At 43.6% G+C, this 12939-nt stretch carries 7 protein-coding genes; 4 read left to right on the forward strand and 3 right to left on the reverse strand.

The genetic code is table 11. The features are described 5' to 3' along the window. Positions 1 to 302 precede the first annotated feature (302 nt). Complete coding sequence (locus CC90_RS0104865; protein WP_031389692.1) at positions 303 to 2390, forward strand: elongation factor G; 2088 nt, start codon at positions 303 to 305, stop codon at positions 2388 to 2390. Positions 2391 to 2770: 380 nt separating this feature from the next. After that, complete coding sequence (gene leuS / locus CC90_RS0104870) at positions 2771 to 5188, forward strand: leucine--tRNA ligase (protein ID WP_031389693.1); 2418 nt, start codon at positions 2771 to 2773, stop codon at positions 5186 to 5188. 159 nt (positions 5189 to 5347) lie between these two features. Here the strand turns inward: leuS and CC90_RS0104875 are convergent, their stop codons facing one another. The 3 genes from CC90_RS0104875 to CC90_RS0104885 form a co-directional block, all read right to left on the reverse strand. After that, complete coding sequence (locus tag CC90_RS0104875) at positions 5348 to 5620, reverse strand: hypothetical protein (RefSeq protein WP_031389694.1); 273 nt, start codon at positions 5618 to 5620, stop codon at positions 5348 to 5350. Beyond that, positions 5595 to 6149 (reverse strand): hypothetical protein, encoded by a 555-nt coding sequence (locus tag CC90_RS0104880; protein ID WP_132038495.1) that lies wholly within the window; start codon positions 6147 to 6149, stop codon positions 5595 to 5597. Before CC90_RS0104880 ends, CC90_RS0104875 begins: the two co-directional genes overlap by 26 nt. Before the next feature lie 264 nt (positions 6150 to 6413). Continuing rightward, positions 6414 to 6650, reverse strand: coding sequence for a hypothetical protein (locus CC90_RS0104885; RefSeq protein ID WP_031389696.1), 237 nt, complete (start codon positions 6648 to 6650; stop codon positions 6414 to 6416). Between the two features lie 231 nt (positions 6651 to 6881). Between CC90_RS0104885 and srtB the strand changes: the two genes are divergently transcribed. Beyond that, on the forward strand, positions 6882 to 8039 hold the full coding sequence (srtB, locus tag CC90_RS0104890) for a class B sortase (protein ID WP_051869286.1): 1158 nt from the start codon (positions 6882 to 6884) through the stop codon (positions 8037 to 8039). Between the two features lie 28 nt (positions 8040 to 8067). Beyond that, entirely contained in the window at positions 8068 to 12933 is a 4866-nt protein-coding gene (locus tag CC90_RS0104895) for a leucine-rich repeat protein (protein WP_031389698.1), read from the forward strand. The last annotated feature ends 6 nt before the right edge of the window (positions 12934 to 12939 follow it).

The raw sequence follows: 12939 nt of genomic DNA on the forward strand, positions 1-12939 counted from the left end.
TAATATCTGTGTGACTTTTGCATATACTTTTACTGTGTGTTTCCCATGTGGATACATACGGCAATTCACATTGATAATATAACACTTCAACGTATGAAAGTCAACGCGGCGGCCTGAGATATTGAGGTGTAATTTTGCTGCGTTTTGGAATAAAACAAAAAACATGTGCAGAATGTTTAAATTGACTTGTAAAATTTATGAGCTTTTAGTAAAATATACACATGGGAGTAAAAGGGCAATGTATGACTCAAATTACGGCCTAGAAAAAATGCCCAAAAACTGCGAAAATTGGAGGAATTTATATGAATGTTTACACAACTGACAAGATTAGAAACGTAGTATTGCTCGGACACGGGGGAAGCGGCAAGACAAGTCTGGTTGAATCGATGGCATATTTATCTGGTATTACCTCGAGAATGGGCAAGGTAACCGATGGCAATACAGTAAGCGATTTCGGAAAAGAAGAGCAGAAAAGACAAATATCTATTTCCTCTTCGGTAGTTCCTATCGAATGGGAAGGGATTAAGATAAATATATTAGATACGCCGGGATTTTTTGATTTTGTAGGAGAAGTGGAGGAAGCAGTCAGCGCGGCAGATGCAGCCATTATCGTAGTATCGGGCAAGGCCGGAGTGGAAGTCGGAGCGGAAAAAGCATGGGAGCTGTGCGATAAATATAAGCTGCCCCGTTTTATTTTCGTAACGGATATGGATGTGGACAATGCCTCCTTCCGTCAGGTCGTAGAGGATATGACGAATACATATGGCAAGAAGATGGCGCCTTTTCATCTGCCCATTCGTGAAAATGAGAAATTCGTAGGTTATGTCAACGTTATTACTGAGACCGGTTACCGCTGGCAGGGGAAGGACGTTGTGGAATGCGAGGTACCGGAATACAGCAAGGCGAATCTCCAGCTTTACAGAGATACGTTGTTAGAAGCGGTGGCGGAGACCAGCGAAGAGTTCATGGAGAGATATTTCGGCGGAGATACCTTTTCGGAGGCGGAAATAAGGGCGGCCCTTCGTACGAATGTCATTGACGGAACAATTGTTCCCATGACCATGGGTTCCAGCATTTTATGTCAGGGAATCTACACGCTGCTGGACGACATCGTGAAATATATGCCCAGCCCGGAGAATAAGGAAATTGCCGGAATTAATTTGAAGACTAACGAGATTTTCCAAGCGAACTATGATTTCTCGAAAGCGAAATCCGCATATATTTTTAAGACCATCGTGGACCCGTTTATCGGGAAGTATTCCCTGGTGAAGATATGCTCGGGCGTATTTAAGACCGATGATCTCATATACAACTGCGATAAGGACGTAGAGGAGAAGGTGGGCAAGCTCTATGTTCTTCAGGGAAGTAAACCTTTAGAGGTAAACGAGCTCCATGCAGGGGATATCGGTGCAATAGCCAAGCTCACTGCAGCCAGAACAGGAAATACGCTCTCCACCAAGGCAACCACTATCAAATATGGAAAAGCGGAGATTTCCGTTCCTTACACATATATGAGATATCATGCGAAAAATAAAGGTGATATCGATAAGATTTCCCAGTCTTTGCAGAAGATGATGCATGAGGATCAGACGCTTAAGGTAATGAACGACGCGGAGAACAGACAGATGCTTCTCTACGGAATGGGAGACCTGCATCTTGAGGTAGTTATCAGCAGACTGCAGAACGAATACAAGGTAGAGATAGAGCTGACACAGCCTAAGGTAGCCTTCCGTGAGACAATAAAGAAGACCTCAGACGTAGAATATAAATATAAAAAGCAGTCCGGCGGACACGGTCAGTACGGCCATGTTAAAATGAGATTTGCTCCTTCCGGAGATTTACAGACTCCTTATGAGTTCGCGCAGGAAGTTGTAGGCGGTGCTGTGCCGAAGAACTTTTTCCCTGCGGTAGAAAAGGGCTTACAGGAATCTGTCCTGAAAGGACCGCTTGCGGCGTACCCGGTAGTAGGAGTGAAGGGCATTCTGTACGATGGCTCCTATCATCCGGTGGATTCTTCGGAAATGGCGTTTAAGATGGCTACCATTCAGGCGTTCAAGAAGGGTTTTATGGAAGCAGGCCCTATTTTGTTAGAGCCTATCGCGTCCTTGAAAGTAACAGTTCCCGACGCTTATACCGGTGATGTTATGGGCGATCTCAACAAGAGGCGGGGGCGTGTGCTCGGTATGAATCCGGTAGGAGGCAAGCAGGTAATCGAATCGGATATCCCTATGACGGGATTATTCGGATACTGTACGGACCTGCGTTCCATGACCGGAGGAAGAGGTACCTTCGCTTATGAATTCTCCAGATATGAGCAGGCACCCAGCGATGTGCAGGAGAAAGAGGTTGCAGCAAGAGCCGCCAAGGTAGCGGAAGGCAGCGAAGAATAAAGCATGAAAAAGGGTTGATAATAGAAAACGGGATGTCGTAATGCGCGAAGCATACGGCATCCTGTTTTGCATCGGCTTAATGAAAGGTAATCTGCAGTTACTGTTAACACAGTAGCTTAACACTTGCTGTTAAACTGCGTAAGAATGTGATTCAAGAGATGATTTCTGCTTCGCGTAGCGAATCTGCATGCAGAAATCATGTGTTACTGCAAACGGAGTGAACAGTAACAATCTGCAACAGAATAAAAGAGAAAAGGGTTGCAAACCTTGACATAGTAAGGGAAAAAGTATAAAATTATCGGTGTTTTATAAAATAATGTACTTAAAATATGTTTTGCGCCTTCTGGCGTAAAATTTTTAAAAAATGTGAGGAAGAGAAGATGGCACAACCGTATAACCACAGAGAGATTGAAGAAAAATGGCGCAAGGAATGGGAAAATAAGCCCGTGAACGTTAACGATGGAAAAAAGCCTAAATATTACTGCCTGGATATGTTCCCGTATCCGTCTGGAAACGGACTTCACGTAGGGCATTGGAGAGGATATGTGATTTCTGACGTATGGAGTCGTTATAAGATGTTGAACGGCGGACACTATATCATTCATCCCATGGGTTGGGACGCTTTCGGTCTTCCGGCGGAGAATTATGCGATTAAGATGGGTGTGCATCCTGCGAAGTCCACAGCACAGAACGTGGCGAATATCAAGAAACAGATCAATCAGATAGCGGCGCTCTATGATTGGGATATGGAGGTCAATACGACGGATCCTGATTTTTATAAGTGGACGCAATGGATATTTGTGAAGATGTTCAAGGAAGGGCTGGCCTATCAGAAAGAGATGCCGATTAACTGGTGTCCTTCCTGCAAGACCGGACTCGCTAACGAAGAAGTAGTAAACGGACAGTGTGAGCGCTGTGGTTCGGAAGTGACCAAGAAGAATCTGAATCAGTGGATGCTGCGCATTACCAAATATGCGGACCGTCTCCTTGAGGATCTGGATAAACTGGATTGGCCGGAGAAGGTTAAGAAGATGCAGTCCGAATGGATCGGGCGTTCTTACGGGGCGGAAGTGGATTTCAAGGTAGATGGAAGCGAGGAAGCGATTACCGTCTATACCACAAGGCCGGATACCCTTTACGGGGCGACATTCATGGTACTGGCACCGGAACACAAGCTGGCAGCAGGTCTGGCAACTCCGGATACGAAGGCGGCTGTGGATAAGTATATTCAGGATGCTGCTAATAAATCCAATGTGGACAGACTTCAGGACAAAGAAAAGACGGGTGTATTTACGGGCTCCTATGCCGTGAATCCGTTAAACGGCGCCAAGACTCCGATTTGGCTCTCAGATTATGTGCTGGCAGACTACGGAACGGGAGCTATCATGTGCGTACCCGCTCACGATGACCGTGATTTTGAATTTGCTACCAAGTTCAATATTCCGATTGTTCAGGTTATTGCCAAGGACGGAAAAGAAATAGAAAATATGGCCGAGGCGTATACCGAGGCGGTGGGAACGATGATCAATTCCGGCGAATGGAACGGCATGGAGTCTGCCGTTTTAAAGAAGGAAGCTCCGATTATGATCGAGGAGCTTGGCTTTGGTCATAAGACGACGAATTATAAGCTCCGCGACTGGGTATTCTCACGTCAGCGTTATTGGGGGGAACCGATTCCGATCGTGCATTGCCCTAAGTGCGGCTGTGTGCCTGTGCCGGAGGAGGAATTGCCGCTGCTTCTGCCGGAGGTGGAGTCTTACCAGCCGACAGGAACCGGCGAATCACCGCTTGCGGGCATTGATGAATGGGTAAATACCACATGTCCTGCCTGTGGTGCGCCTGCCAAGAGAGAGACGAACACCATGCCCCAGTGGGCAGGATCTTCATGGTATTTCCTGCGTTACGTGGACAGCAAGAACGATAATCAGCTGGTGAGCAGAGAAAAGGCTGACAAATTCCTTCCGGTAGATATGTATATAGGAGGCGTGGAGCATGCGGTACTTCATTTGCTTTATTCCAGATTTTATACGAAGTTCCTGTGCGATATCGGGGTTGTCGACTTCGACGAACCCTTTACCAAGCTGTTCAATCAGGGAATGATTACCGGAAAGAACGGTATTAAGATGAGTAAATCCAAAGGAAATGTAGTGTCACCCGACAATCTGGTGAATGACTATGGCTGCGATTCCTTAAGATTATATGAGCTTTTCGTAGGGCCGCCGGAATTGGATTCGGAGTGGGACGACAGAGGAATCGACGGAGTGTATCGCTTTATTACGCGCTTCTGGAATCTCGTAACGGAAAATAAGGATAAGAATGTGGAAGCGACCAAGGAGATGCTGAAGGTTCGCAACAAGATGATTGCCGATATCTCACAGCGCTTGGAGAATTTCAGCTTGAATACGGTAGTATCCGGCTTTATGGAATACAACAACAAGATGATCGATATGGCCAGAAACGGGGGAATCGACAAGGATACGCTAAAGACAGCCGTTATCCTGCTATCTCCCTTTGCACCTCATATCGGCGAGGAGCTGTGGCGTCAGTTAGGCGAGGCAGATTCCGTATTCCATGCGGTATGGCCTGTGGCAGATGAAAGCGCGATGGTAGATGATGAAAAGGAAATTGCCGTACAGATGAACGGCAAGACGAAGATTGTCATTAAGATGCCCGTGGATATTACGAAGGAAGCGGCGATTGCCGCGGGTAAGGAAGCGCTGGGAACGAAGCTTGCGGGGGAAATCGTAAAAGAAATTTATGTTCCCGGGAAAATTGTCAATATCGTAGTAAAGCCATAAAGCAATAAATCAGGAAAAGTACGCGCAGTTGCGTATCGTTTGCCCGGAGGGATTTTTAGATTATTGGAAGGAAAAACATTCACATGTTAAGTCAGCAAAGTTTTTCCTATGATATAAGAAAACAGCGTATGCAGGGAATAAAGCCTGCATACGCTGTTTCTAATGTTTTCTCTTTAAAGCCATGAGTTTACTTATCTTCTCAGCTTCCTCAGGGGAGGAGTATTTGCGAAGAGTGGCGGCAATTACGGCGATTTCTTCATCGTCGAATAAAATATTATTCATCCTTCCCTTTTGCGATACAGACATAAGAAATGGGATTAACTGTTCGCGGGACAGGTTCCGGCTCTCGAAGACGAGGGTTTGTAAAAATTGCAGTTTATCCCTGTCGATGCCGGCAACGAGGGGATCATCCATCCATTCGTTCTGATTCATAGTTGTTACCTCCAAACATTTCAAACATCGCCTTCTGCTCGGGAGAAAGCATGTTCATGAGCATGTCGGCCATATTCATAGTCGAGTGATTATTCGCGGAATAACCGTCGGGATCCGGGGTGGGCTGCGGGGGCGCTCCAAAAGGGAAACCGCCCTCGAAGCTTTCCGGAAACAGTTCTTTCATCGCTTCGAAGGTGCTGAACATTTCCTTATACATATCCATCGAACGGAAAAGACCTGCGATTTGTTCTACCTTTTGTTTTTCTTCCTGTGTACAATAGGGAAGAATCTCGGAGCATATTTTACTGATATTGAATTCTTCTTTCTTAATCGCGCAGCTGCGCAGTTCATAAGAATGTGACTGATAATAAGAAAGGGTATGCTGCAGCTCAAGAAACTTTATATAAATTGCTAATTGTTTCTGTAGCGGGCTGTCGAAATAAGGGATAATAATTTTTAACATCTGAATATGATTGCTTGTAGATAGGACATCGAAAGATGTTATTTTGTCTTGCTTTTTTTCTTCCATAAAATCCCTTACCCCTTTGTTATCATAAAATCTTATGTACATAAAAGTGAAAATATACGTATTTCCATGCGTATAATAGCATTGCTGCATGGTAGGACTGATAGATAGCAGTATTGCTATAACAATATTGTACACATCGGTACCGCAGAGGGTAAGTCCTCATCGGACAAGAGAAAATAGGCTCAGGAGAGCCTATCTTCAAGATGTGTAGTTGAAATCAGAAAAGCTCTAACTTTGCATTTTTCATCTGATTCCGTAGGGGCTTTAGCAGAAGGAATTCCCTCCGCAGCAGCTAAGGATAAGCAGGATAAATATGATGCTGTCGCAGCCACCGTTAGAATTTCCGCCTAAGATGCCGCCGCCACAGCCGCCGCCGCAGCCACTATTGTTGTTTCCGCCGCATACGCAGAGCAAAAGAATTATCCAAAGTATAGAATTACATCCGGAGTTGCTATCGCTTACTCCGCCACAGCCACATCCTGTTGCTGTTAAATCACTCATAAATTTTGCCTCCAAAAAAATTTTATTTATGGTTTATACTATGATGGATAGCATGTTTTTGTTTCCTGAATTATTAAAAAGAAATATAGAAATTTTTTTAAAAAAATAGTACTATAAATCGACAAAATACTTGAATTAATTGCGTGGTATTAGTAATATGTTAGTATATGTTATTTTATAATTCGGGGAATATATAGCATAACAGATAATTGATACAAAGGAGACAGGCAAATGGCAGCGGAAAGGCAGACAGTTTCGGGCAGGCAATTCCGTACGAAAGCAGATTATGAAGCCGCACTCAGGGATAAGAAGAAAATAGACATCATTAGATCTAAGACAGATTTGAAAAATCCAAAGGAAGTATTCGCCTTATATGAACAGATGCGGGGCGGAATCTACCGGTTCGAGACGACAGTAGGCAACGACTTCGATGATGAAATATATGAACTGGTAGAGCATTACAAAAAGCAGGTAAACAATGGAAAGGGGAAAAATAAAAAGAAAAGAAATAAAAGCCATAAAGCGATTAAAGGTGGTAAGAAGATTTCTCTGGAAGACTTCGATGAGGATATGCGCCGGGAAATAGAAGCCCAGCTGAAGGTGGCAGAGAAGCGCAGGAAGTTAACAGTGATGTTATGTTCTCTGTGTGCTTTAGCCTGTTTTGGATATTTCTTCGTATATTATTTCTTTGCGGAGAGGACCAGCGCGGATTATGAGCAGTTAGCAGCGCTTAAGGACAGTCAGGTACTTGCCGATTTAGGAGAAAGGGTAATTGTAGTCCGGGGGGAACAGGAGGAAATAGAACTTCCGGATGTGCTCGATAAATATAAAACTTTACATAATAAGAATAAAAAGCTAATCGGATGGCTAAAAATTGACGATACAATAATAGATTATCCTGTAATGCAGACATCCAATAACGAATATTATCTTACGTATAATTTTAATCAGGAATACGATAAGAATGGCAGCATTTTCATGGATTATCAGTGCAAGGCGTTTCCGCGCTCCCAGAATCTGATATTGTATGGGCATCACATGAAGTCCGGCAAGATGTTCGGTGACTTGGAAAAATATGTGAAAGAGTCTTACTATAAAGAGCATAGTGTGATACAATTTGATACGATATATGAAAAAGGCACCTATCAGGTTATGTATGTGTTCAGGGCAAAGGTCTTAAAGGAGAACGATGTTTCTTTTAAATATTATCAGTTCATAAATGCGAATTCAGCGGAAGAATTCAATTCTTATATGAAAGAGATGGCACAGATGTCTCTGTACGATACCGGGGTAACAGCCGAGTACGGTGACGATTTACTGACGCTGTCAACCTGTGACAACTCACAGACGGACGGTAGGTTCGCGGTGGTTGCCAAGAGGATTCAATAAAATCGTTTTACGGCGGAGGAGAGTAGCGATGGCTAAGGGTAAAGATACAAAGAAGAAGAACTTAAAATTACGGAGGCAGCTTAGGAAGACGCTGGGATGTCTGTTTATGGTTTCGGCGATTATTGTGACGACGATTCCGGTCCAGCCGGTGGAGGCTGAGAGTATACTGGCTTTAGGGAAGTGGATTGTAACGACTGATGCAAATACCAATATTCCTAAAGTTCTTCCCGGTGAAAAGATATATCAGACGGGGGATAGCAATTTCCGGTTTGCCTATGTTGGTTCGACCAATGATAAATATGCGGTTATAGTTGGGTATAATAAAGAACAAACTTTAAATGGCGGTAATCTTACGATTCCCAATGAAGTGGATGCATATGTAAAATATTCTGATACCGAAGGAACGTCAAGGGGATATGCGGCGGCAGCGAAGGACGGAACACCTCTATTTTATGCCAGTGCCACACATAAAGAAACAATTTATATAGATGAGGAGCAATCGGATGGGCATGGTGGAACTGTAATCGTAAAGGTAGAAGCCGGCTCAAAGACGGTAATCGATGCATGGAGTCCTTGTTACTATGAGACCTATTCCGTTTGGCATAACGCAGTAGATAACACGGATGTACAGCTATATTACCAGGTTATCGAAGATGGTAAAGAGAAGTATGTAGAAATAGACCCCACACGTGACCGTATCCGCTCTGCTAAGGTAAAGTATATAGGAAGCCAGACTGCGGTGTATGACACTACCGATGGCTATAAGATAGCAGCTGATGGCAGCGCAAGTACTGAGACAGATAGTGTTTTCGGCGGTAAGAAATTAACGGCATCGAACATTATTAATCTTACAATTGGACCGGATTTGCTGGGTATAGGAAGATATGCATTCTACAATTGTAATAATATCAAAAGTATTACCTTTGGAAATGGTTTAAATACGATAGAGCAATATGCGTTTGCTGATTGCGGCAGTTTGAATTTTGTTACTATGCCGATAGAAGCCAATATTACAATGCTTGGTGATCATGCATTTTACAATTGCGGCAGGCTTCAAAGCTTTGATGTGCCGAGTACCACACAGGCGATTGGAGATTCTTGCTTTGAAAATTGTAACAGTATGACTAAGATTAATTTAGTTCCTTCGGATAAGATGATCGCATCGAATTTAAGAGCAATAGGATATGATGCGTTTAAAAATTGCACCTCTTTGACTGAATTGGTATTGCCGGAAAAATTTTCAGGAGAATGGGAAGGTGCGAGCAACAAAAATAAGTTTCACTTGTCGACAGTAAAGGGATGTACAAGTCTCACAAGAATTATGACATATAGTGAAGAATTAGAATTTGTGTCAGATACCGATATTTATACCTTTGCTGATTTTAAAAATGAAGTAGGCAAGAAGTTTTATCTTGAGGCTCCAGGCTATAAAAGCGGAACCAATAATCAGACAAAAACTCCTACGCATATAATCGCCAATACAGAGCACATAGCATTTAAATACCTCGGCGTAGACAAATATGAAATTGTTGAGGTGGAGAAGGATGTTAGCAATGTTTATACGGATATTATTTATGCGATTAACCAATACGGAGAGCTGATAACCTTTGAAGTCAAAGACAAAAAAAAGGTGCCGAGCATTACGATGCCGGAACAAATCGGTCCATATGGTATTACGGCGATACAAGACGGAAGCTTCAGCGATAATTGCTGGATTCAGAAAGTTACAATTCCTGCATCTGTGCTTGATATTCGTAAAGGAGCATTCAGAGGGTGTCATAATTTAAGAGATGTAATTTTTACAAATGCTAAAAATGTACAGATGATTGAAGACGGAGCGTTTGCGACACAAACAATTAGGACAACTGCACCTGCACATCTCGCGGGCGACGAGGGAATAAATAATGGTTTCTGTGGCGATAATACCTTCTTAAATACCAGCAAGACGATTCCGGCGCCGTATTTGAGTTTCTCAGGTGATATTGTAAATGATTCCGGAGTGAATACCCAGCCATTTAAATATGCTATGAAGGCATCGAATTTTATTAATGTTACGACACAGCCTGATACATATATTACTTATTTCAGCGGCTGGCCTACAAACTTAACGGTGCAATATAACTTTGTATCAGGGCAGGCGGAATTGATTGGCTATCCGACGAAAGCTGACTTGGTTGCATCTTATGAAAAGGGCGAGGTAGGGGCGAAAGAAGACATGTTTCCGTACTTGACCGCTGATAGAAAGGCCGCAGCGAGCGGTGCCTTGGCTGCATATAATGGTTGGGATAAGGTGGCAGGTTCGTCCACCCAGCCGACAAGCGAACAGCTTGCAATTGTTAATGCAGTTTATAACATGATTATTCCCAGTGGTGTGACTGCTATTAAGACAGGGCTCTTTTCCGGAAGAGACGCTAATAACAACGTGTTAAGTGAGTATACGTATAAGGATGCCTCTGATAATATAATTATAATAAAGAATGACGAGGTAAAATCCATTACTCTGATGAGTATCGATAAGGTAGAGTCGTATGCGTTCTCTAATTTGACCAGTTTGGAAACTTTTAACATGAACGGCGGAACTGCTATCGGCAGTTATGCATTTGATAATTGTGACAAGTTAACTTCGGTATCTATAGGACCGAGCGTGATGACTATGGGAATCAGGCCCTTTAAGTCTTGTGCCTTATTGAAGAATGTGTCGATACCAAGCAGCGATTATTTGTCCAGCAATAATGCAATTATTTATGGAAAGACAAATGGGGTTAATACAAAGATAATCGAATGCCTGGAGACGAGAGGTGATAAGAGCGGAAGCACCACGATTGGGCCGGATGAGCTTTCTGGAATTACAAGTATTGAAAAAGAAGCGTTTATGAACTGTGATGGTATTGGTGCGGTAGATTTATCCAAATCTACGGTAAAAACTATTCCGGAAAGGTGCTTTGCTGATTATGAATCGGATCCGGATAATCCGACTCAGGGAACCAGGGATAATCGATTAGGAAGCGTTATTCTTCCGGCAGGAGCTACGAATATATCCGCGGGAGCATTCTGGAACAGCAATGTATATAGCGTCAGGATTCCGTCAACCGTTAGCTATATAGAACCTAACGCATTCTCTTATACGAAAGGTACGGTGGGTGAGTCTGCTCAGCCATGGAATGACAGTACGAAACAGCCTCTTTTTGATGATTCAGAACATAGCCAGATTACATTTATCTGTTTGAATGAGTCTCCCGCTGCTATTTATGCGGAAAAATATACTTATATCAATACGGAAGAATCCAGCGATTTAAAGGCTAGATATACTGTTTATTTCTTTGATGCGGTAGATCCTCTTAATCCTAAGCCTATTGAAGAACAGTTAGTAATTTCCGGAGATGATGCGACACTGCCTACTCCTCCGACGCATACCGGATATACGTTTTCACAATGGTATCCGTCAGATGCATATAAGGCTGTTTCGAGAGATATAGAAATCAGCGCTTTGTATACGAAATCGGATGCGACGACCTATACCGTAAGATTCTTCAATTATAACAAAGAATTGATGAACGATTATACACAGCAGGTAGTGGAAGGCAAGGATGCGGTGCCGCCTGCCGCAGACAAGATGGTGGTAGAAGGAAAGGTATTTACCGGTTGGGACAGATCCTATTCCAATATTACATCAGCAGTGGATATTTATGCTACTTACGTAGATAAAATAGCGGGAACCTATACGGTAACGTTCTGGGCAGATATGGAAATGACAACCATGGTAGGTAAGCCTCAGCAGGTGGCATCCGGAGATAGTGCGATAGAACCGGCACATCCCACTAAGACGGGATATACCTTCAGCGGATGGTATCCGGCAACGGCATGGCAGAAAGTGACGAAGGATCTGGATGTTGTTGCGATGTTTACGTCCGGCAGCGGTACTGATGATAATGGCAATAATAATGGTAATAATGGTAATAACAATAACGGCAATAATAGTGGAGGCAATAACAGCGGAGGCAATAACAGCGGAGGAAGTAGTAGCAACAATTCCGTTTCCGGTAACAGTACGAAATATACAGTTACGGTTAGCGGAGGAAGCGGAAGTGGCGACTATACGCCGGGTACCATTGTTAATATCAACGCATATGCGACTGCGGACGGTCAGGTGTTCGATAAGTGGACGAGCTCTTCGGCAGGAGTAGGATTTGTAAATGCGAGTGCGATATCCACATCATTTACTATGCCGGCAAACAATGTGGCAATTACAGCGAACCAAAAAGCAGGAAAAGCTTCCTCTTCTTCTGTATCGGGCAATGCAAGAAACACGCTTCGCAATTCGACGACAGGTGTCGATGTGACAAAGAGCGGTATCTCTAATACGGATTTGGTGTCGGCAAATGTGAACGGCTCTTCAGACAATTATGTGATTAGAATAACGGAGGATGCGCAGGCGACAGCGGCTGTTATAGCGGCTTTGGAAGCGAAGTATGGGGATCTCAGCAACATTGCTTACTGGCCGATGGACATCAGTTTGTACGATGAGACGGGACAGACTAAGATAACGGATATAAGCGGAGTAACGGTAGATATTACGTTACCGCTGCCGGATGAACTGATTCAGTACGCCGGTAACAACAAGGCTGCAAGCGTAGTAAATTCCCAACTGGAAGAGTTGGGAGCGAAGTTCACAACGATTGACGGAGTACCTTGTATTCAGTTTACGGCAACACATTTCTCGCCGTACACGATTTATGTAGATAAAGCGAACCTTACGGAAGGACTGGTCGATGCGACGCCTAAGACCGGAGATCCGATTCATCCTAAGTGGTTCCTTGCAATAGGACTTGCATGCGTTTCTGTTATTTTGTTTGCGAAGAAGGATAAAATACAGCCAAAGGTAAAAACGGCTTAATCGCAG

The sequence above is a fragment of the Kineothrix alysoides genome (assembly GCF_000732725.1).
Taxonomy (GTDB): Bacteria; Bacillota; Clostridia; order Lachnospirales; family Lachnospiraceae; genus Kineothrix; species Kineothrix alysoides.